The 21,139-nt window shown below is 59.0% G+C and carries 17 protein-coding genes; 12 read left to right on the forward strand and 5 right to left on the reverse strand.

What is annotated here, in order from left to right; all coding sequences use genetic code 11:
* Positions 1-112: 112 nt before the first annotated feature.
* From proB to holA, 9 genes are all read left to right on the forward strand, one after another.
* The gene (gene proB / locus JMN36_RS00435; RefSeq protein ID WP_204087238.1) at positions 113-1,519 is read left to right on the forward strand and encodes a glutamate 5-kinase; all 1,407 of its coding nucleotides are present in this window, start codon (positions 113-115) and stop codon (positions 1,517-1,519) included.
* A gap of 100 nt (positions 1,520-1,619) precedes the next feature.
* Positions 1,620-2,951, forward strand: a complete 1,332-nt coding sequence (locus JMN36_RS00440; protein ID WP_236881827.1) for a glutamate-5-semialdehyde dehydrogenase — start codon at positions 1,620-1,622, stop codon at positions 2,949-2,951.
* A 13-nt stretch (positions 2,952-2,964) separates the two neighbouring features.
* On the forward strand, positions 2,965-3,600 hold the full coding sequence (gene nadD, locus JMN36_RS00445; protein WP_204088752.1) for a nicotinate-nucleotide adenylyltransferase: 636 nt from the start codon (positions 2,965-2,967) through the stop codon (positions 3,598-3,600).
* A gap of 97 nt (positions 3,601-3,697) precedes the next feature.
* On the forward strand, positions 3,698-4,165 hold the full coding sequence (gene rsfS, locus JMN36_RS00450; protein ID WP_012731981.1) for a ribosome silencing factor: 468 nt from the start codon (positions 3,698-3,700) through the stop codon (positions 4,163-4,165).
* A gap of 9 nt (positions 4,166-4,174) precedes the next feature.
* Positions 4,175-4,975 carry a histidine phosphatase family protein gene (locus JMN36_RS00455; RefSeq protein WP_204087236.1) on the forward strand — a complete coding sequence of 267 codons (801 nt, stop codon included), beginning with the start codon at positions 4,175-4,177 and terminating at the stop codon, positions 4,973-4,975.
* A complete protein-coding gene (locus JMN36_RS00460; RefSeq protein ID WP_204088751.1) occupies positions 4,972-5,916 on the forward strand; it encodes a DegV family protein in 945 nt (314 codons plus the stop codon). Before JMN36_RS00455 ends, JMN36_RS00460 begins: the two co-directional genes overlap by 4 nt.
* A 141-nt stretch (positions 5,917-6,057) precedes the next feature.
* A complete protein-coding gene (locus JMN36_RS00465; protein WP_204087235.1) occupies positions 6,058-7,116 on the forward strand; it encodes a helix-hairpin-helix domain-containing protein in 1,059 nt (352 codons plus the stop codon).
* Positions 7,100-9,724 (forward strand): ComEC/Rec2 family competence protein, encoded by a 2,625-nt coding sequence (locus JMN36_RS00470; RefSeq protein ID WP_204087234.1) that lies wholly within the window; start codon positions 7,100-7,102, stop codon positions 9,722-9,724. The genes JMN36_RS00465 and JMN36_RS00470 overlap by 17 nt, the downstream gene beginning before the upstream one ends.
* Before the next feature lie 38 nt (positions 9,725-9,762).
* Positions 9,763-10,773 carry a DNA polymerase III subunit delta gene (gene holA / locus JMN36_RS00475; RefSeq protein ID WP_236881826.1) on the forward strand — a complete coding sequence of 337 codons (1,011 nt, stop codon included), beginning with the start codon at positions 9,763-9,765 and terminating at the stop codon, positions 10,771-10,773.
* A 143-nt stretch (positions 10,774-10,916) separates the two neighbouring features.
* On the opposite strand, the gene rpsT is transcribed toward holA, so the two are convergent.
* Both rpsT and JMN36_RS00485 read right to left on the reverse strand, forming a co-directional pair.
* Positions 10,917-11,180 (reverse strand): 30S ribosomal protein S20, encoded by a 264-nt coding sequence (rpsT, locus tag JMN36_RS00480; RefSeq protein WP_012731973.1) that lies wholly within the window; start codon positions 11,178-11,180, stop codon positions 10,917-10,919.
* A 309-nt stretch (positions 11,181-11,489) separates the two neighbouring features.
* Positions 11,490-12,191, reverse strand: coding sequence for a type II toxin-antitoxin system PemK/MazF family toxin (locus JMN36_RS00485; protein ID WP_236881825.1), 702 nt, complete (start codon positions 12,189-12,191; stop codon positions 11,490-11,492).
* 91 nt (positions 12,192-12,282) lie between these two features.
* On the opposite strand from JMN36_RS00485, the gene lepA reads away from it, so the two are divergent.
* A complete protein-coding gene (gene lepA, locus JMN36_RS00490) occupies positions 12,283-14,130 on the forward strand; it encodes a translation elongation factor 4 (protein WP_204087232.1) in 1,848 nt (615 codons plus the stop codon).
* 23 nt (positions 14,131-14,153) lie between these two features.
* Here the strand turns inward: lepA and JMN36_RS00495 are convergent, their stop codons facing one another.
* Positions 14,154-15,104 carry an HNH endonuclease family protein gene (locus JMN36_RS00495; protein ID WP_236881824.1) on the reverse strand — a complete coding sequence of 317 codons (951 nt, stop codon included), beginning with the start codon at positions 15,102-15,104 and terminating at the stop codon, positions 14,154-14,156.
* A 210-nt stretch (positions 15,105-15,314) separates the two neighbouring features.
* Between JMN36_RS00495 and JMN36_RS00500 the strand changes: the two genes are divergently transcribed.
* On the forward strand, positions 15,315-16,193 hold the full coding sequence (locus JMN36_RS00500; protein WP_204087231.1) for a hypothetical protein: 879 nt from the start codon (positions 15,315-15,317) through the stop codon (positions 16,191-16,193).
* A 188-nt stretch (positions 16,194-16,381) separates the two neighbouring features.
* Entirely contained in the window at positions 16,382-17,305 is a 924-nt protein-coding gene (locus JMN36_RS00505) for a 3-hydroxybutyryl-CoA dehydrogenase (protein WP_204087230.1), read from the forward strand.
* On the opposite strand, the gene JMN36_RS00510 is transcribed toward JMN36_RS00505, so the two are convergent.
* Together JMN36_RS00510 and JMN36_RS00515 are read right to left on the reverse strand one after the other, a co-directional pair.
* On the reverse strand, positions 17,295-18,395 hold the full coding sequence (locus JMN36_RS00510) for a hypothetical protein (protein WP_221923632.1): 1,101 nt from the start codon (positions 18,393-18,395) through the stop codon (positions 17,295-17,297). The two genes, JMN36_RS00505 and JMN36_RS00510, sit on opposite strands and share 11 nt — an antisense overlap.
* Positions 18,396-18,449: 54 nt before the next feature.
* On the reverse strand, positions 18,450-21,125 hold the full coding sequence (locus JMN36_RS00515; RefSeq protein WP_221923633.1) for an ABC transporter ATP-binding protein/permease: 2,676 nt from the start codon (positions 21,123-21,125) through the stop codon (positions 18,450-18,452).
* Positions 21,126-21,139: the final 14 nt, after the last annotated feature.

Here is a 21,139-nt window from a genome sequence, read left to right on the forward strand (position 1 = left end):
ACAGTTCCTCCTTTTCTTGCTAATACTGGATAGCGTGCTTGATGAGCGGCAGAGGACGTATGCCCTCATCTCTTCATCACTTTTCTGTTCTCAATCTGATGTATCAGGATCGATGCCTTCTTCTACCCAGACACTGACCCCTGAACAAACGACTAATAACCCGACAGATCACACGAACGCCGATAGCGACGTCGCACCCGACCATCCACAACCGTCTGACCAGGAAGCGTCGGGTCACCAGCCCGGCGCCGAACTCCCTTCGAACTTCCAGTCAGACGCACCTGCCCCTGAGGGAGTACCCATGCGTGACGATGTGCACGTACATATGCCAGGCCCGGTTGTTCCGGCCAAAGAATTCCAATTCCCGGACCCCGACCAGGGCATAGATGATCGTGCCGCTGGCCACGAATCCACCGTTCGTGAGCGTATCGCCGACGCTAAGAAAATCGTCGTCAAGATTGGGTCCTCCTCGTTGACGGATGACAACGGGGCCGTGTACCCGGAGGCCATGGACCGCATTTGCGATGCGCTCGAGGCTCGCATGGCCCGTGGCAGTGACGTGATTGTTGTGTCATCGGGCGCGGTGGCCTGCGGCATGAAACCACTGAACTTGCCGACGAAACCCACCGACTTAGCGACGAAACAGGCAGCTGCCGCCGTCGGCCAGGTGCTGTTGGCGCAAGAGTGGGGGCGGACGTTCGCCCGCTACGGCAGGCCCATCGCTCAGGTTTTGTTAACACAGTCCGACGCGGGGCGTCGTGACCGTGCTCGCAACGCACAGCGCACGATTGATCGCCTTCGCCGAATGCACGTCGTTCCCATTGTTAACGAGAACGATGCAGTGGCGACCTCGGAAATGCGCTTCGGCGACAACGACCGCCTGGCCGCGCTGGTCGCACACCTGGTCTCTGCGGATGCGTTGGTGTTGCTGTCCGATGTGGATGGTTTGTACGACCGCAACCCGTCCTCGCCGGGGGCGCGCTTTGTCCCTGAGGTCAAGAGCGGCAACGATTTGAAGGAAGTCGCCGCCGGTGATGGCGGCAAACTGGGGACAGGTGGCATGGCCTCAAAGCTTTCGGCTGCTCGGTTGGCCTCGCGCGCTGGCGTTCCGGTGCTGTTAACCTCCACGGCTAACATCGGCCCGGCGCTGAATGATGCGGACGTCGGAACGGCGTTCTGGCCACGCGAAGAGCGCTTGTCAGCATGGAAATTCTGGGCGCTGTATGCCGCCGACGCCAGCGGCACGTTGCGCCTTGATGCCGGCGCGATGAAAGCCGTGACGGAAAAGCACTCGTCGCTTCTTGCTGTTGGTATTCGTCGTGCCGATGGGGACTTCACCGCGGGTGACATCGTCGATATTGTGGGCCCGAAGGGGCAGGTCATTGGCCGTGGCGAGGTTAATTACGACTCCTCGACATTGGCAGACATGATTGGGCGTTCCTCGGAGGAGCTGCCCGAATACCTCCACCGTCCCGTGGTACACCGCGATTATTTGTCGAATTTCGCTTCCCGCGCCTAGGTGGGGCAGTAGGTTAAAAGCATCGTGAGGACATCACGGCGGCGATTGATACACGTTGATTACTGCGCCGTGATTGACAACCACAATGAAGAAAGGCTTCATGACAACACCTAGCCAGAATCCCCAGACCGACCCCAAGACGACCGACCAGAACACAAAGCTCGAAGACGAGCGTGCACAGGAGCGCGCTGAGGTCCTCGATAAGGCTCAGCGTGCGCATGACGTTGCCCACACGCTTCGTTTAACAACTGTTCAAAAGAATGAGCTGCTCCATCACGCCGCTGATGCATTAGTGAAGTCAGCGTCGGCAATTATTGAGGCGAATGACAAAGATGTTGCAGCTGGCCGTGAGCGGGGGATGTCCGAGGCCCTCATCGACCGTCTGGTTCTCGACGAGGATCGCATCGAGGGAATCGCCGATGGCCTGCGCCAGGTGGCTGCGCTGCCCGACCCCGTGGGCGATATCGTTCGCGGCTCGACCTTGCCGAATGGTTTGGAGCTCAAGCAGGTGCGCGTCCCGCTCGGCGTGATGGGCATGGTTTATGAGGCCCGTCCGAACGTGACAGTTGATGCCTTCGGCTTGGCGCTGAAGTCGGGGAATGTTGCGCTGCTTCGCGGATCAAAGTCCGCCGTTCATTCCAATAGCGCGCTGGTCGATGTACTCCGGCAGGCCTGCGCGGACCAGGACGTGCCCGAGGACGCCGTGCAGCTTTTGCCCTGCACCACGCACGACAGCGTCCAGGATCTGATTACGGCTCGTGGCCTGGTGGACATCGTGATCCCCCGCGGCGGTGCCGGCCTGATCAACGCCGTCGTCACCGGCGCAACGGTGCCAACAATCGAAACGGGCACCGGAAATTGCCACTTCTACGTGCACAAAGACGCCGACCTTGCCGACGCCATCGCGATGGTGATCAATGGCAAGACCCGACGCTGCTCTGTGTGCAACGCGACCGAAACGGTTCTTCTCGACGGGCGCCTGCCCGATGAGGACAAAGTCGCTGTGCTCAAGGCCCTCCAGGACGCGGGCGTGACCATCCACGGACGCCAGGAACTGCGTGACCTGGGCGTCGACAATGTGGTGGAAGCCGAGGAAAAGGACTGGACGTCGGAGTACTTGTCCATGGATATCGCCGCAGCGATTGTTCCCGACGAACAGGGCGCCGTTGACTGGATCCGCACCTATTCGACGGGCCACTCGGAGGCCATTGCCACACAGGACTGGTCGGCGGCGAAGGAATTTGAAGCTGCTGTGGACGCCGCGGCTGTGTACGTCAACGCATCGACGGCGTACACCGATGGTGAGCAGTTCGGCTTCGGTGCAGAAATCGGCATTTCGACGCAAAAACTGCACGCGCGTGGCCCTATGGGGTTGCCGGAATTGACCTCCACGAAGTGGGTCATTTACGGAGAGGGACACACTCGCCCGTAGAGTTTATTCTGTGATGCAGACGTCAACGAACTATCCGCGCCTTGGAATTATGGGCGGCACCTTTGATCCCATTCATCATGGGCACTTGGTGGCCGCCTCCGAGGTCGCGGATCTTTTTTCTTTGGATCGCGTACTGTTCGTTCCGACGGGGCAGCCGTGGCAGAAGAAGAACCGCACCGTGACGCCGGCCGAAGACCGCTATCTCATGACCACGATTGCGACGGCGTCGAATCCTCGGTTTAGTGTGTCGAGGGTGGATATCGACCGCGGCGGCCCCACATATACCGTCGATACGCTCCATGATTTGCACCAGCGATACCCACACGCCGAATTGTTCTTCATCACCGGTGCCGACGCTGTGGCGAGGATGGCAACGTGGCGCGATTGCACCGAGATGATGTCATTGGCGACGTTCGTCGCCGTCACGCGGCCCGGGTATTCGTTGGAGAAAACCGAGCTAGGCCCGTTGGGGGATAGTGTCACGATGGTTGAGGTGCCGGCTATGGCGATTTCGTCGACGAATATTCGCGCGCGTGCAAGGGCGAATCGGCCTATTTGGTATCTCGTGCCCGATGGTGTGGTGCAATACATTGCGAAGGAAAAGCTGTACCTGCCCTCAGGACAAGTCGGGGCGTCGAGTATGTGGTAGGCCTTATGCGGTAAGCGGGGTCCCGTGTCACAATGAGACTTTGCTTCCCCGCCGACAAGACTGAACAACAATAACGAAAACAACAACGAAGGATTTTATGGCTGCATCAGAAGAATCAGTGAGCATGGCGCAGATTGCCGCGCGTGCCGCATCGGACAAAATAGCGTCGGACATCGTTGTCTTGGACGTGTCAGGCCAGCTGGTGATCACCGACTGTTTCGTCGTATGTAGTGGCGATAACGAACGCCATGTCATGTCTATTGCCGATGAAATCGAAGACAAACTCGCCGAAGCGGGCCACAAGCCGGTCCGACGCGAGGGCAGCCGTGAAGCGCGCTGGGTGCTGTTGGATTACAACGACATTGTGGTACATGTCCAGCGCGAGCCGGAGCGCGATTTTTATGGGCTCGATAGCCTGTGGAAAGACTGCCCCGTGATCGAGATCGAAGGCATCGAACCATCCCAGCGCGGTGGGTTCTCTGATACCAGCGACGCGGCGCACCGGGCCGATGTGATTGATGACATACCACTGGCCGGCCGTGAACCCGACGCGGACGAAATCTAGGTAGTACCGATGGCTCGCCGCCTTATTCTTCTTCGACACGGCCAGACGGATTACAACGCCACTGGCCGCATGCAGGGCCAGATGGATACGCACCTCAGCGATCTGGGGCGACAGCAAGCCCAGCGGACGGCTGACGAACTCAGTCGGTGGGATATCCGACGAGTGGTGACCTCTGACCTGTCGCGAGCAGCGGAAACTGCAGGGCTGATTGCGGCCCCTCATGGGCTCACCCCCGTGCTCGATGAGCGCTTGCGTGAGACCCATTTGGGGGCGTGGCAGGCCCGTTCGCATGAGGAGATTGATGCTGCTCACCCTGGTCAGCGCGCGATGTGGCGGCATAACCCTCATTGGGCCCCGCCGGGTGGTGAGACCCGTCTTGAGGTCGCTGCCCGTGCCCGCAGCCTTGTTGATGAGCTCATGCACTCGTTCCCCGAGTGGGAAGGCGGCACGGTCGTGTGCGTGGCCCACGGAGGAACGATCGCCGGCTTGACCTGCTCATTGTTGGGATTGCCGACGGACAACTACTCGTCATTTTCGGGGTTGGGGAATACGAGTTGGGCTCAGCTGACGGCGCGCCCACGTTTCCACTACGACCACTCGACCGTCGACAATTCCGGTGACCGACCGGCGGATCCAGCGTTGGATACGACCCCGGTGGCGACGTTCTCTGAATCGACTATCGACGATGCGCAGTGGCATCTGGACGCCTGGAATGCGTCCGCGCTGGGTATTCCCTTTGCGCCTGCTCAACCAGGTAGTGAGGGCGTCGGCGTGACCTATACCAGGACGTCGATCGAGGGGCTGCAGTGACTGTCCGCGTCGTCACTGATTCCTCATCGTGCTTGCCCGTCGAGAGCGCGCGGGAATGGGGGATTACCGTCCTCCCGCTGCACGTCGTGTCTTCCGACGACGCGAGTTCGACGTCGGGACTGACGGCGTTGGAACTAGCCGCAGCTTATGGCCGGGAGATGGAACGGTCTGATGACGACGGTGTTGTCGCTGTTCATCTTGGACAAAAGCTCAGTAGTACCTGGTCAGCGGCGGTGGCAGCCTCCGCGGTGTTTGAAGGAAAAGTCCGCGTTATTGAAACCGATTCGATCGGGATGCCGGTGGGGGAAGCTGCCATGGCCGCTGCTCGTGCGGCGAAGGATGGTGGGGACCTGGAGGAATGCGCGAGACGTGCGTCGATGATCACTGGCCATTCGCAATTGTTCCTCTACCTTGAGCGTACCGACGGTTTGCGACGTTCGGGGCGGATGAGCACGATGTCATCGTTGATGTCATCTGCGCTGCCCGTGAAGTCGTTGTTTTCCCTGCACGATGGCAGTTTTGGTGTTGTTGCCCGGACGCGGACGCAAGCGAAAGCCTTTACGCGACTTGTCAACATGGTGGTTGATGCTGCAACCGTGACCACCAGTGCCGACGATGAGGATGACTCCAGTGGGGATTCCGGTGCGGACGCTGGCTCGACTGTTTCCCGCAGTTCGGATGCTGATCTGGAACCGGTGCGTATCTGCATTCATCACTCGGGTGCCGATGACCGTGCACGCCTTGTTGGCGCGGGGCTGAAGAAGGCGTTGGAAGCGGATAATGTGTTCCTTGACCTGGGTAAACGATGGGGGATAGAAGAGCCCCCGCCTGCGGACGTGGTGCTGACGCAGACTGAACTCTCCCCGGCTTTGGCGGTGCATACCGGTGCCGGCGCGATTGCGGTCTCGGTGATCAATACGCGCGACGCTGCTGAGTCGTAGTGGGCACTGCTGCAATCTGGGCTAGCGGGGCAATAGCGGGCACTGTCCATATCTGTGGATAACTTTGTTTATCCACAACATGGCCGTCCTGATGGCTGATGTACCCAACGATGATGGGCCGAGTTCTCTACTCTCCGGCTCATGAGTAGCAGCGGCAGTGTGGGGATGATGCGGGCGGACGTCGCCAATGAGACCGATGTACTTGAGCGTGGCCCGGACGGCTATATCCCAAGTGACTTTGTGCCACGGTCGAGACCACAGGACACCACCTTGTCCTCACCTGTCCATACTTCGAATAGACCGGTGAACAGCGCGGTTCGCGATCGAATCAGGATGTTCGACGCCGAACGCGCCGAGGGGGATAGCAACGTTGCCCTTTATGACTTCTCTCGTGATGGACATGCCCGGCGCGGTATCCGGTTTCTCCAGGGGATGTCACCGCGGGCGTGCGTCGGAATAGTTGTCCTTGCTGTACTCGCGGTGTCCACTGTGATCGGCTTCGCGTTGATGGGGGACGACAATAGTCAGCGCCCAGTGTCTAAAGCGGCGCAGGTGGTGTCAGCCGACGCAGAGACCCACCGCGGGGAGGCCAGGGAGAAATCCGACGCAGAATCGTCGGACCATGGTTCAACAGGTGCGTCACCGAATAAAAAAGAGGCCGGGGCCCAGGAGGGATCGCATGGTGGTCACGAGGCGGCGTCGCAGCCGATTACGGTCGCGGTTGTCTGCAATGTCGTTCATCCTGGATTAGTCTCCTTGGATGCCCAAGCCCGGGTTGATGACGCCGTCAATGCGGCCGGCGGGTTGACTGATCGTGGCAGGTGGGACGGCCTTAATCGTGCGCAAAAGCTAGTTGATGGGCAACAAATATGCGTCGGAGAAGAAGGGAAAGAGGGCACCATTATCGGCGGTGAACCATCCGGGAACGCGGGTTCCCCACCGGGGGCGCCGCCGGGAGGCCCGGGCGGTGGATCCGCGCCGGGCCAGGGACCGCCAGCGAAGTCGGGTGGCGGGACGAATATCAATACGGCAGGCGAGGCAGAGCTGACCGCCATACCTGGAGTCGGGCCCAAAACGGCGTCGGCAATTATTGCCTACCGCGAGCAGAACGGGCCGTTCCGAAGTATCGACCAATTGGCGGAAGTTAAGGGGATAGGCCCCGCAAAACTGGCCGCGATGCGCGATGCCGTCACGATCTGACAACCCGCCTGCTGTGGGGGACAGCCAGTCCGGACGCCCGAAGCGTGAAGGAATAAAAGAACGGGTTCCGCTGGATGGCCGGTTACTGCCCTGCGCCGCCGGTGTATGGGCAGCGAGCGGACTCGTGGTGTGGTTCCGATGGGGAACACCAGAAACGGATAGTTTTCACCCTGATGGTGGCTTTATTGCCTGGTGGCTCGACCACCCCGTATCCGCCGTGGCGGTATGTACTGCACTAGCAGCAGCGACGGTGATCGCTGCACGCTGCTATATGAATCGCCGTCGACGTAGTTACGGCGAGAGAATCGCGGTCGGCTTGTGCCGCTCATGGGTGTTGCAGCTTCTCATGGTGGCTGTCGGCGCCATCATCGGAGGTATCAGGTCGCTCTATGCCATCCGTCGCTCGTCGAGCCATTGGTTAGCCCACAAGCAGGGCAGCCATCTGCTTATCGACCACTCGATGGACTGCACCGCGACGTCCTACCCACGTCGGCTTCCCGAATCTCCCTTCGCGCCGGGGCAGGAGCGGTATGGCGTTTCGGTGTCGCTCAAGGGAATGCCGTCGGATATTTTCGTCTCAGGCGGCCCCGAACTTCGCGCTGTTAATCCTGGTCAGCGGCTTGAAGGGCTCGTGTCGGTCAAAGAGGCATTCCAGCCGGGAACCGCACCAGTCGCATTGTCGTCAGCGGGACACAGTGGATCAGGCCAGGGCTTACATGTCGTGCAGGAGCCTCCATTGTGGCCGATGGGGTGGAGTGTCACCCGGTTTTGGAATGTCGTGTGCCATGCGATGTCTGCTGTCCATCGGGAGTTCCTTGAGGCCTCGCGCCGCTATGTGCCCGAGGATCTGCAGGGTTTGGCTCAGGGGATGGTGATCGGTGATACCTCGTTACAATCTGACGACGATAAAGCAGCTTTTGTCACCTCCGGCCTCAGCCACCTGTCTGCGGTCTCCGGGGCGAATGTTGCGATCGTCCTCGGAGTGGTGGCCGCGATTGTCTCCACCGAGCGTCCGCGTGTTCGTTATCTTTGCGCGGGATGCTCATTGGTGGGGTTTGTTCTTCTCATCGGATTGGACGCGTCCGTGTTGCGGGCGGCTGTCGCGGGGACGGTGGGGCTTCTTGCCACGATGGCGGGGAGGCGACGGCAAGCGTTGCCCGCCTTGTGTGCTGGGATCATCGGGCTCGTGGTGTGGAACCCGGATATGGCCGTGTCCTTGGGTTTTGCCTTATCGTGCGCTGCGACGGCCGGCATTATTTGTCTTGCGCCACCTTTGTCCGATGCCATCGAGAAGGTGGTGGTGCGTGTATTGACTGCGTGCGGGAAGTCCGGTGAGGTATCGCGGCGCACGCGGGCAGTTATCACCGGGTGCGCCGTATGCGTAGCTGCAGATGTGGTAACTCAACCGATTATTTTGCTCGTTGTTGGCCGGACTTCTGCTCTCTCGATCGTGGCCAATTCCTTAGTCGGATTCGTCGTCGCACCCGTCACCGTCATCGGGACCATCGCGCTGGTTCTGTGCGCACTGAGCGCTGTGGTTCATCCCTTGGGGGCACGTGCCGGGCTGGTCTGTGACACTGTTCAATGGCTCAGCGATTCGTTGTGTCGTGGAGCCACTTGGCTGGCGTCGGTAGGCATGGCTGCATGCACACCGGTTTTGTGGTGGATTCGCTGGGTCGGGCACGCGATAGCCAAGTGCGAGGCCGCCCAATTGGTTGTCGGATCACCAGGTTCAGCAATCATCGTTATCGCAGTCGTGGTCGGATCATACATTCTCTTGTCGACGTTGTGGACAGGTGGTTTTCTCTCACGGCTGGTGTCCAAGCCTCCTAGCTCGAGAGCCGGTTCCACGCAACGTCGGCTCCGACGGTGGATGACGAGCACGTGGGCGACGAGCTGGTGGAGTAAAGCACTAGGGAGCGTCGGAGTCGTTGTGGTCGCCGTGTCGACGTGTCTAGCAGCAACTGACGGTGCGACTGCCGGCGAGCGCGATCGCTCAGGAGAGTTCTCCGCGGGAGTGGGAGCGACGGGCGGTGGATCGAGCAATCAAGCATCGGAGTACGCGTTGCGTCCACCACGCGACGCCTTCGACCACCTGTGGACCATCACCCACCTCGTGAGGTCCCCATCGTTCCCTCCGGCTCAGTGGGCCGCTGCAGTATGTCCGTTTTCGTCGTCGATCTCGGTGGTGATGTGGCCAGACAGTCACTACGCCTTGGTCACCGTCGACAAGCAGCCACTTGTACCCGCGGATGATGTGGCCCCTGAAGTGGCTTTGCAGCTGGAGCGACGTATTAAAGATTGCGCCCGCGAGTTGAAGATATCGTCTCGGAACCTTGTTGCCGACGACGGTTCACACCGCGAGCACGGGGAATCCGTCGCATTCGTCGGCGATAAAAAACAGATCGATCCAGAGTCCTCGTCTGTACGGTGGTTCATCATCACCAAGCCGACGTCACCATCGCCCTCGTCACATTCGGGCACGGGCAATCAATCTTTTCGCCTGACACAACTGGCCAATGGAACACCGGTCACCACGCTTGTCGACGAAGGCATTGTTGTCCTACTCAGCAACGGAAAAACCTGTTCATGGAGGTTCTGCCCATGAGCCGCGTTATGTCCCCAGCGGTCAGTAGACTGACGGGCATGGCACCATCACGGAGGTCACGCACCACATTCGACCCTGCGGAGGGATCCGGCGCGCCCGCACCCGTCCATATCATCGTCGGAACAGAAGATTTCCTCGCCGATCGCCACCGCCATGCCATCGTCAAACGTGTTCGTGAGAACTCGCCCACCGGCGATGAACTCACCGTCACCACAGTCCGCGCGGGAGATATCACGGCCCCTGAGCTCACCGAGCTACTGAGCCCCAGCCTCTTTGGCGAAGATCGCATCGTCGTCATTACCAACATGAATGATGCAGGTAAAGAGCCAGCGTCGCTCGTTCTTGCCGCTGCGAAAGACCCCGCGCCGGGCATCACCCTGATCATTCAACATTCGGGTGAGGGGCGGACGAAAGCCATGGTGTCCAAGCTTCTCAAGCTGGGGGAAGAACACCGAGCTGACGCCATTCCGGTCCGTGAATTGCCCACTTTTGTGCAGTCAGAGTTCCACCGATTCCGCGTGCGGGTGAGCCCGGACGTTGTCTCTGCCCTCATCGAGAGCGTCGGTTCCAATGTGCGCGAATTAGCGTCGGCAGTGAGCCAGCTGGTCGCCGATAATGATGGAAAAGTCGACCTCGAAGCCGTGAGACGGTACTACACCGGCACCGCGGAGGTCAGCAGTTTTTCCATTGCCGACGACGTTATCGCGGGCAATGTGGACCAGTCGGTGGCAAAAGTGCGTCGGGCTCTCCAGTTGGGAGTGGCTCATATGGCGATATCAACGGCGGTGTGTCGTGGGATCAGCGAGGTCGCTCGGCTTAGTGGGAGTAGGCGTATTGATCCCTATCGTGATGCGTCGCGGTTGGGAATGCCACCGTGGAAACTGAAACGGACAGCGCCGATAGCTCAGAGATGGTCGCAAGCTGCGATAGCCGAGGCTGTGCAGGTTGCCGCGCAGATGGAAGCGGGGATTAAAGGTGCCGCGGGTGATCAAGACAGTGCTGTTGAGCTAGGTGTGCGGCGCTTGGCGGAGCTTGCCCGAATGAAATAGCCGCGAATCCAATCATCGCGGACGCAATGAAAAACCCCGCTCCGGGCGGAGCGGGGAACACCCTGGTCAGTGGGCTTAAAGACGGGTGACCGGGAGATCACGCGGTCGTGTGGCCCACACGAACCAGCGGGCTCGTAGGAAAATTAGTCCATCGAGTTGAACAACTTAGCCATCGCAGACTTCTTGTTCGCAGCGTTGTTGCGGTGAAGAGTGCCCTTAGTAACGGCTTTGTCGTACTCGCGGGATGCCAGGCGAAGCTGAGCCTCGGCACCAGCCTTGTCACCAGCAGCGACGAGCTCACGGAACTTGCGGTTCTCGGTGTGCAAGCGAGAACGGATGGCCTTGTTGCGCTGACGGGCCTTTTCGTTTGTCTTGATGCGCTTCTTCTTGGACTTAATGTTTGCCACGGGAATTACCTCTTTCTCTACGCTTGTCATGCACTGGGTGCGCACGACGCGATCTACCACAACTCTTCATGTCATTTCTCATGTGAAGAGCATGTGGAGGGCGGTACAAGGGCATCGGCCCGTGAAATCAGCCCGTGAATGAGCGACCTTCAAGAACAAACCCAAGGTCCTGCTTGTTCCGGCTCATCGTCCACATGTGTGGTAGAACTCCAGGACACTTTACAGTGCTTCAAGAATTGCGTCCAATATCAGCGCTACCAACCCAAGCTAAACTCGGTTAACGGTGACTGGCGCCTACGCAGCCTACTATTAACGCCAGTTGTAATCCGTCCGCAGCCGGCTGGCGATGCGTTCAAACCGCCGCCGCGGCAACACCGTCCCTTTCCGACGAATCATGTGGTCAGGAACCTCAATGATCTTGTCCAACCGAACCCATGCGGGCCGGCCTTGCATGTCCCAGCCCCCGGCGCCGATTTCAAGCCAGTTGTTATCCGTCGAGTGCTCGTCATTCGTCGAAATAAGAAGCCCGCGGATGTATCGCTCGTGGTGGCCAAGAATAACGATTGCTCGTTCCCGGCCATCCGATTGCTTGTTCGGGGAATGAACCCACACCACCTCGCCAGGATCGGCTTGTCCATCCATATCGGGCGCATAAATGAGGGTAGAGGCGCAGGCACCAGTGGGCCGGGCGAGAACCGGCTCATCTTCGTTGTTAAACGTCGATACGTTGGAGTCCGTCATGCCTAGCCCCTGCTGTAGTGAAGCAAGGCCTTGATCCAGAGCACCCTCGTGGTGGAATGGCCGCGAGAATGACGTCGGCACGCGACGAGATCGGCGTGGTGAATGCGACCTCGCGGCTGCGTCAGGGAGTTCGAAGTCGTCGTCACTCGTGGTTGCCCGCTTGTGGGAAAGAAAGCCGGTGATGTGACGGATCAGGGAAGACCGCTGCGTGTGGCGTTCGGGCTCAGAGTCGTATGAAAATGGGCCCGAATTTCCTCGCGGTACGAACATGTCCCCACAATAATTCGGTGTGAAAAGTGGTGCAATCCAACGTCTAGTACTGTGATCACCGAGTACTGACGGAGAGGATCACAGCTCTTTTATGGCCACCAACTACGCGGAAACAACGTTCACCGACCCGGAGCGTATCCGGAACTTCTGCATCATCGCACACATCGACCACGGGAAATCGACCTTGGCGGATCGAATTCTGCAGCTCACCGGGGTGGTCGGTGATCGTGACATGCGCGACCAGTATCTGGACAACATGGATATTGAGCGCGAACGGGGCATCACGATTAAGGCCCAGAACGTGCGCCTGCCGTGGGTCCCCAAGACTGGGGATCATGCGGGTGAGCAGATTGTGCTCCATCTCATCGACACCCCCGGTCACGTCGACTTCACTTATGAAGTCTCGCGTGCGCTCGAGGCGTGTGAGGGTGCCATCCTTCTTGTCGACGCAGCTCAGGGTATTGAGGCGCAGACACTCGCGAATTTATATCTCGCGATGGAGAATGACCTGGAAATTATTCCGGTCTTGAACAAAATTGATCTTCCCGCGGCGGATCCCGACAAGTTTGCCGACGAGCTGGCGCTGATCATCGGGTGTGAACCGGAAGAAGTGTTGCGGGTCTCGGCGAAGACGGGCGACGGCGTCCCCGAACTGTTAGACAAGTTGTGTGATGTTGTTCCTGCGCCGACCGGCGACGCGGATGCGCCCGCCCGCGCGCTGATTTTCGATTCGGTGTATGACACCTATCGCGGTGTCGTGACTTATGTGCGCGTGATGGATGGTCGGCTGAAGGCCCGCGAGAAGATTCAGATGATGTCGACGGGGGCCACGCACGAGACGCTGGAGATCGGTGTTGTTTCGCCACAGCCGAAGAAGACCGACGGTTTGGGTGTCGGCGAAGTGGGGTACCTCATCACGGGTGTGAAGGATGTGCGCCAGTCGAAGGTAGGCGACACCGTGACCGTGGTGAATGACCCCGCCACCGAACCGTTGAAGGGTTATGAAGAGCCGAAGCCGATGGTGTATTCGGGGTTGTTCCCGATTTCGGCGGATCAGTACCCGGATTTGCGCGACGCCTTGGAGAAACTGCAGCTCAACGACGCCGCGTTGACCTATGAGCCGGAGTCGTCCGTGGCGCTGGGCTTCGGTTTTCGGTGCGGGTTCTTGGGCTTGCTCCATATGGAAATTACCCGTGCTCGGCTGGAGCGCGAGTTCAACTTGGATTTGATTTCGACGGCTCCCTCGGTGGTCTATCGCGTGGTGACGGAGGCGGGCGAAGAGATCAAGGTGCGTAATCCCTCGGATTGGCCGGATGGAAAACCGCGGGAGATCTACGAACCCATCGTGAAGATGACGGTGATCGTTCCGGCGGAGTTTTTGGGTCCGACGATGGAACTATGCCAGTCCAAGCGCGGCCAGATGGGTGGCATGGATTATCTGTCAGAGGACCGCGTCGAGCTGCGGTACACCATGCCGCTGGGAGAGATCATCTTCGACTTCTTTGACATGTTGAAGTCCCGCACCAAGGGCTACGCATCCTTGAACTATGAGGACGCTGGCGAGCAGATCGCTGACCTCGTGAAAGTCGACATTCTTTTGCAGGGCGATCCGGTGGATGCGTTCTCTGCCATCGTGCACCGGGACAATGCGCAGTGGTACGGCAATAAGATGACGACGAAACTCAAGGAGCTTATTCCACGTCAGCAGTTTGAGGTACCGATTCAGGCTGCGATCGGGTCGAAAATCATTGCTCGCGAGAATGTCCGCGCTGTCCGCAAGGACGTGTTGGCTAAGTGCTACGGCGGCGATATTTCACGTAAGCGCAAGCTCTTGGAGAAGCAGAAGGCCGGTAAGAAGCGCATGAAGAGTATCGGTTCTGTGTCGGTTCCTCAGGAAGCCTTCGTTGCGGCCTTGTCGACGGACGAGGGAAAGAAGTAGGCCGCGCCGGGCTGTGGGGGGCGCTACGCCGCGCACTGATTAAGCACGGCGGTGAGCGCCTCCTTTTCCTGTCGTGTAACCCGTAGATGGTATTTCGACTTCACGCGGACTTGGCGGTCGGCGTATCCGCACTGGTAGGCGGTGTTCGGCGGCATCCACTCGGCAGCGTCCTTGTCAGATTTGGCGTTGTTGGTGGGGCCGTCCACGGCGAGCAAGTTGAGCGGATCGTTGGCGAGTGCAGTGCGCGCGGCATACGGCAGGGCATAGGCGCCACTGGCCCAGGCATTGGATAGCGCGACGACGTGGTCGATTTGTACCGCCTGCGAGGTTTTCTTCCCTCGGTGGAAATCGATGGTGTTGCCTGTGTAGGGGTCATGTAATTCCCCTGTGAGAACGACGCATCCCTGTGGCGGCTTCGTCGTGATGTCCGTGAGGTCTCGGTGGAGGATGTCATTGCGGGTGTCGCAGCCGTTGCGGTCCACATCCGCCCATGACGGGCCGAAATTCTTGCGCTGGTACCTCTCCGCGCCACCACGACGTGGGGATTCAGGTAGTGCGGCCAGAAGTGCGTGAATGTCGCCGGTGGGGAAGGGGACATTCAGGGCTGTGAGTGCGTCGGCGCTTTCTTGTTTGCTCAGCTGGCCGATGTGCTCAGCACGTGGGGAACCGGGGAAAGCAGCATCCGTTGCGGGTGGTTCATTAGCGCCTTGATCAGGAGAATCTGCGGGTGACGAGCCATCGTCGGCTGAGCCATTGTCCTTTGGTGCAGTGCCGTCGTTTGCGGGAGCGGCATCATTGTTAGCCGGCGAGCTTGCCGAAGATGAACCATTGTTGCCCTGTGTAGCGATATCGCCGCAGCCTGCAAGGGGCATCACAAGGCCGAGGCTGAGAACAATGCCCACCAGTGCTGAGAGTGAATAGTGGGAAAACAGTGGTCCATGATGGCTGGAACAATGTGCTCGCGTCGTTCGCATGAGGGACATCATACACACAAAATTCGAACTCGAGTTCGGATAGGGGTGACGTGGGGAAACTACGGATAACACGTCGGGTGTGGCCGTTATTCACAGTGAGCACCCTTGCCCCGATGGCCTCTGTAGTGAGTTTTCCTTCGTACCTCATACCTATCTCGTGGCGCGAAATGGGGGTGTCCTATCCCGGCGTTGTCACGTATTGTCGGTGATATGAATGCTCCCCATGGTCGACGTCGCCAACCCGAGTTAACGGGACCCCACGAGGTGTCCCAGTCTCGTGGCCTTTTTGGGCGTGCCGGTTGTCGACGGATCATGCAGACCACACGACGCGGCGCGAGCATCGCGGTGGCCGTCGGGATTGTCGTCGGCGGTGGCTTAGCTGGGTGTAGCAGCAGCGATGATGTTGCGAATTCTGCCCATGATCACACGTCGGTAGCGTCGGCAACTCAGTCGCAGACTCATTCCACCTCGAACGCGCGTGCACCGCAGCCGGCGACAGAGGCCCCGCAAGACAACCCACATCCCAGCCTCAATTCGACGACGACGAGCCGTCATACTGGCACGCAGCGCGGTGCGACGAATAGAACTGCCCAGCAACAACAGGGCGGTGCTCAGGGGAACCGCGCAGCAACGCCACGAACCGCTAAGAATGGGACGGCAACTCCCAGGACCGGCAGTGGCGCAGCAAGTGGGGCCACAACCACGACCCCACCAGGCCGGACGGTATTTCAGAGCCCCAGCGGCAACATCGTGTGCCAGTTCCGCGGGATGGATGACGATGGCTGCGATGTCCATCAGCACCCCCGGTGGGGCGACGAAAACCGGTGCCCATATCTGGGCGTCGAAGCGAGAAATGACACCATGATTGGTTTCCGCCGAGGTCCCGACGCGGAACCGTGCCACTGGCTCTTGCAGGGAGAATTCCCACGGACAGGACCTGTGCTGCCTTATGGTCAATCGAAAACTATCCAAGTCCAGGGGAACTACACAACCACCTACACATGCACATCGAAGGCAAGCGGAATGACGTGTACCAGCGCTGAAGGACACGGCTTTTTCGTCAACGATAAGCAATATAAGACCTGGTAAAAGCCCTCACACTGGCACGGGGGACTAGTACGAGGATGGGCACCGGGCGAGTGCTACTGTCACTTTCTTTCGTATTTTCCGACGAAAAGTCAGTGATGTTTTTACGATGAGGGAAACCACCGATAAGGGAAATCGCCAATGAAGCGCTGATCGCAGCGACGAAAAGCAACAGAGGGGACAACATACTCATGGTAGATCAGAAAAACAACGACAAGTCATCGGACTCGGTTGACATCTCAGCGTTGCGCGTAGGTGTCGTCGGTGCTGGTCAGATGGGGTCAGGCATTATCGAGGTTGCTGCTCGTCATGGTTCCGACGTCGTAGCGTGGGAAGCTACCCCGGAGTTCGCCGACAAAGGCCTCGAGAGGATCACCAAGTCATTGGAGCGCGGTGTATCACGAGGCAAGCTGTCTGAGGAAGACAAAGACGCTGCGCTCGGGCGTATCCGCATCACCACTGACTTGGAGGAATTTGCAGACCGTCAACTGGTCTGCGAAGCGATTGTTGAAAACCCCGAGGTCAAAGCCGATATTTTCGGGAAGCTCGACAAGATTGTCTCGGATCCCGATACGCCTTTGTGTTCTAACACATCGTCGTTGCCGATTCAGCAGATTGCGTCGGCAACGTCGAACCCAGGTCGCGTGATGGGGCTGCACTTCTTCAATCCTGTCCCGGTTCTTCCCCTAGTTGAGCACGTCCGAACCTTGGATACGACGGACGCCGTCGCGGATCGGGCCGAAGAGTGGGCCAGTGAAGTGTTGAAGAAAACGGTGATCAAGGCGAAGGATCGCTCCGGGTTTATCGTCAACTTCTTGTTAGTGCCCTACCTGCTCTCTGCGATCCGAATGCTCGAAAATGGCGTGGCAACGAAGGAAGACATCGACGCTGGTATGCGCAATGGTGCAGCACATCCCATGGGGCCTATTGCACTCTCTGACATGGTGGGGCTGGACACTGTGGCCTCGATTGCCGATGTCATGGTCGACGAATACGGCGACCCGACATACGCCTGCCCGCCCCTGCTGCGTCGTATGGTGCAAGCCGGTCGGCTAGGAAAGAAGACCGGCCGAGGCTTTTACACGTACGACGAGAAAGGCAAACCTATTCGTTAGTCTGCTTGCCGGCCGGGGCAGTGGGCTGGTTGGCAGCCTCTGCACTGGTTGCGGCCTGCGAAGCCGCGGCCGTCTCAGCATCTGCTGCGTTCTGTGTGCTCATCGTGGTCTCAGCATCCGGGTTCTGTGCGCCAAAGGAAGAGGCATCAGAATCCGGGGTAGTGAAACCATCCTGCGCAGATGCGTTGGTTGTGCGGGTACGAGTGGTCATCATCATGGCGAGGGCGATCAGCGCAGCCGATGCTAGTGCGGTGATGATGGTCACGATTTTGTCGCCTTCACCAACGATCACGGACTTATACGGAAACGCTGACAGCATCAGACCCGTTAACGCGTAGGCAAGCACGGGTACGCGCATAAAGCGTCGAAGCTGGGGCATCAGGAGGGCAGGAATAAGGATGCCGGCCCCCATCGTGAGCATTGCCCACGATTCGTTGACTGTGAACGTCGGGTGGTTATACATCACAGCGCCAGTCATGGGGTTGTACCGAATAACTTGAACATCGTCGGAGAACCGGGACCATATGACGGCAATCGCCGCAATGATTCCCATGAGACCGATCAACGTCACGCTGATCTTGATTGGTGTGGGAGCAGCGCTAAACGGCGAAAGGGCCTTGGCGGAGGACCGGGCATCGTCCTCAGAGTCAGCAGATGGGCCCAAGTCCTCTTCCGAGGATTGACCAGCAACCGCGTTCTCCTCACCCCAGTGTGCGGCCACCTCATCACCATGTGTGCCGGAAGCTGAGGCACTGGCATACTCATCCGGCAATGTGCCTGTACGGGCAAGATGACGCAGGGCAGGAACAGTCATAGCCGGGATATCAGTCCGCTGCAGCGCATCGTCGTAGGTGGTCTTCGCCCGGTCATTGTGGAAAATCGTCCGCGCAGCTAAAAGCTCTTGCACGCGCGCGTCGGTTTCAGGAACACCGTTATCCTCCAGCTCACGCAGCCGGGACGTGCAGATATCAACAAGCTCTTCCGGCGCTAACGACGGATCCAGGTTGAGCTGCTCATAAAAGTTGTAATGCTCATTGGTATTCGTGATGGAATCGTCCCCCTCAGGATCAAAATGGTACTTAGCTTTCATGCCGGCGAGCTTACCAGCCGCTCTGTCACGGCCGGTTGAGATTTATGTTGAATCTTATGTCGGCGGGACCGGTTGGCGGGCAGCGCTAATCAGTTCCTTCGTGTACTCATGCTGAGGATTGCGATAAATCTGATCGCTTGTTCCCTTTTCGACGATCCGCCCGTTCTTCATCACAGCAACCGTGTCGCAAATGTGCCGCACAACGTCAAGATCGTGCGATAAGAACACCATTGTCAGGTCATAGTCTTCGGCAAGTTCGTCGAGAAGCGCAATGACGCGGTTCCGCACGGTGACGTCCAACGCCGAGACGGGCTCGTCGGCAAGAAGAATCTGAGGGTGGGTAGTCAGCGTACGGGCAAGTGAAATCCGCTGCCGTTGGCCACCGCTGAAATGGTGAGGGAACCGATCTATTGCCGACGGATCCAGCCCCACTTGCTTGAGCACGGTGGCTATGCGTTCGCGCTGCTCGTCTCGGGGGAGGGGTTGTGGTTGCACGCGGAGTGGTTCGGCGAGCGAATCGCCAATAGTCATTGTGGGATCCAAAGAACCACGTGGATCCTGGAAAACAACCTGGCCGTAGGGGCTCATATCGTGCGGATTGGTAATGGCGTGCCCGTCGACACGGACATCGCCGGATGTCGGCCGGCTGAGTCCCGCCATAATCTTCAACAGGGTAGTTTTGCCCGATCCAGATTCGCCGACGATGCCAAGGCGTTCGCCCCGGCGGATGTCTAATGTCACATCGTCAACAGCAGTGATTGCCGACGACAGCCCGAAGCGGTTCTGACGTTGGTCGAACACCTGGCTCACATGGCGGATCTGGATGAGAGGATCGGTTGACGACGGCGTCGACGAAATCTCGTCGCGTGCATCATGTTCGGCGGACGTATCGTGACCCTGTGCATCGTGTTCGTCGCAAATGTCATGAACGTGTGCATTCTGAACCAGCATCGTCGTGTATGGATCTTGGGGATGCCGCAAGATGCGCTCTGTCGGCCCGTATTCGCGCGGAACCCCATCCTTCAAGACCAGAATGTTGTCACACATGTTAGCAACGACCGACAGATCATGCGTGATGAACAGCAGCGCGGTGTTGTTTTCGCGAACAAGCCGGTTGATCAGCATCAAAATAGACCGCTGAACTGTGACATCCAAGGCCGTTGTTGGCTCGTCGCAAATGAGAAGCTCAGGGTCATTCGCAAACGCCATCGCGATGAGAACTCGCTGGCGTTGGCCCCCGGAGAGCTCAAACGGATACGAATAGTAAGCGCGCTCGGGGAGCCCGACTGACTCAAGAAGCTCACGGACTTTAGCGTCACGCTCTCGTCGGCTGTAACCAGACGAACGTCGGTTCCGGCCAGCACGCTTGTCCTCTCGTGCGCCGGCCCGACATGCGCGTTCGATTTGTTTGCCCACGGTCATGAGCGGATTCAGAGCGGTCATTGGCTCCTGGAAAACCATCGACATGCGCACGCTCCGGAACTGGCTGAGGATGCTATCAGCAGCGCCCACAATTTCGTTGCCGGCAAACATGATCGATCCGGACGGGCGCACATCGTCGGGCAAAAGTCCCATGATCGCCAGTGCCGTTAGTGACTTCCCCGATCCGGATTCGCCGATGAGCCCGAGTCGGTCACCGGGCTCGAGACTGAAGCTCAGGGAATCAACTAATCGACGCCCGTTCGTGGCAGTATCTGCAGAACGCGGGGTGGTCAATGACAGGTCTCTCACCTGCAAAATTGCCGACGACGATTCGTCCACCGCTGGATCAGCCGACGAATTTAGCGGCGACTCCAGCGCTGTTTCTCGCGGCGACTCCTCTGATTTCGGCCCCTGCTCAGGCTCCCCATGAGCCGTGATCGTGGTTGGAGCGTCGTACATTGCCCGGTGGGAGAACGGATCGAGGATGTCGCGGAGCCCGTCGCCAAGAAGATTGAACCCCAGCACCGTGAGGGCGATAGCGAGCCCCGGCCATAGAGCCAGCTCCGCGTGTGAATCGAGGAAAACCTGAGAGTCCTGGAGCATCCGCCCCCAGGAGGCCTGCGGCGGCGTTGTCCCCAGGCCTAGGAATGACAACCCTGCCTCAGCCAGAATGGCGAGCGCCACCGAGACCGTCGCCTGGACAATGATGAGACCAATAATTCCACGAACGATATGCCTCGTTGCAATGGAAAACCACCTCATTCCCGCACTTCGCGCGGCCAAAATGTAGTCCTGGCTGAGGACTTGGCGGGTGCCCGCGCGGGATACGCGAGCAAAGCTGGGGATAAACGCAATCCCAATGGCCATCATCTCTGACGACGTGCCGACACCGACGACCGATCCGGCGATGATCGCCAACAGGAGTGCCGGGAATGCCAGCGCTAAATCCGACAGCCGCATGATGAAGGAATCGAGCCACCCTCCGCGGACTGCGGAAAGTATCCCGAGCGTAACTCCGACGCCGGCACCAATCGCAACCGCAAGAACGCTCACTTCGAGTGAGATCTGGGATCCGACCATGATCCGCGATAACGTATCCCGGCCGTATCGGTCGGTTCCCATCCAGTGGTCCCAACTCGGTGGCTGCAGTGCCGACGCCGGGTTAGCCTCTTGCGGCCCATACGGTGTCCAGACCAGCGATATCAGCGCGACAAGGACGACCAGGCTCACCACGGCTGCCCCAACCATGAACATGACGCGGTGGTTGGCGCGGGTCACCGCCGTTAACCGTCGATTCTTCCCTGCCATCACTGGATTCGGTC

It is taken from the genome of Corynebacterium pseudokroppenstedtii (assembly GCF_019754945.1).
In the GTDB taxonomy this organism is placed as follows: Bacteria; Actinomycetota; Actinomycetes; order Mycobacteriales; family Mycobacteriaceae; genus Corynebacterium; species Corynebacterium pseudokroppenstedtii.

Excerpts from the sequence above, each read along its gene's own strand:
- proB (WP_204087238.1), top strand. The coding sequence starts at position 113 with ATGCCTTCTTCTACCCAGACACTGACCCCTGAACAAACGACTAATAAC.
- JMN36_RS00440 (WP_236881827.1), top strand. The coding sequence starts at position 1,620 with ATGACAACACCTAGCCAGAATCCCCAGACCGACCCCAAGACGACCGAC.
- nadD (WP_204088752.1), top strand. The coding sequence starts at position 2,965 with ATGCAGACGTCAACGAACTATCCGCGCCTTGGAATTATGGGCGGCACC.
- rsfS (WP_012731981.1), top strand. The coding sequence starts at position 3,698 with ATGGCTGCATCAGAAGAATCAGTGAGCATGGCGCAGATTGCCGCGCGT.
- JMN36_RS00455 (WP_204087236.1), top strand. The coding sequence starts at position 4,175 with ATGGCTCGCCGCCTTATTCTTCTTCGACACGGCCAGACGGATTACAAC.
- JMN36_RS00465 (WP_204087235.1), top strand. The coding sequence starts at position 6,058 with ATGAGTAGCAGCGGCAGTGTGGGGATGATGCGGGCGGACGTCGCCAAT.
- JMN36_RS00470 (WP_204087234.1), top strand. The coding sequence starts at position 7,100 with ATGCCGTCACGATCTGACAACCCGCCTGCTGTGGGGGACAGCCAGTCC.
- holA (WP_236881826.1), top strand. The coding sequence starts at position 9,763 with ATGGCACCATCACGGAGGTCACGCACCACATTCGACCCTGCGGAGGGA.
- JMN36_RS00485 (WP_236881825.1), bottom strand. The coding sequence starts at position 12,191 with ATGTTCGTACCGCGAGGAAATTCGGGCCCATTTTCATACGACTCTGAG.
- lepA (WP_204087232.1), top strand. The coding sequence starts at position 12,283 with ATGGCCACCAACTACGCGGAAACAACGTTCACCGACCCGGAGCGTATC.
- JMN36_RS00495 (WP_236881824.1), bottom strand. The coding sequence starts at position 15,104 with ATGCGAACGACGCGAGCACATTGTTCCAGCCATCATGGACCACTGTTT.
- JMN36_RS00500 (WP_204087231.1), top strand. The coding sequence starts at position 15,315 with ATGAATGCTCCCCATGGTCGACGTCGCCAACCCGAGTTAACGGGACCC.
- JMN36_RS00505 (WP_204087230.1), top strand. The coding sequence starts at position 16,382 with ATGGTAGATCAGAAAAACAACGACAAGTCATCGGACTCGGTTGACATC.
- JMN36_RS00510 (WP_221923632.1), bottom strand. The coding sequence starts at position 18,395 with ATGAAAGCTAAGTACCATTTTGATCCTGAGGGGGACGATTCCATCACG.
- JMN36_RS00515 (WP_221923633.1), bottom strand. The coding sequence starts at position 21,125 with ATGGCAGGGAAGAATCGACGGTTAACGGCGGTGACCCGCGCCAACCAC.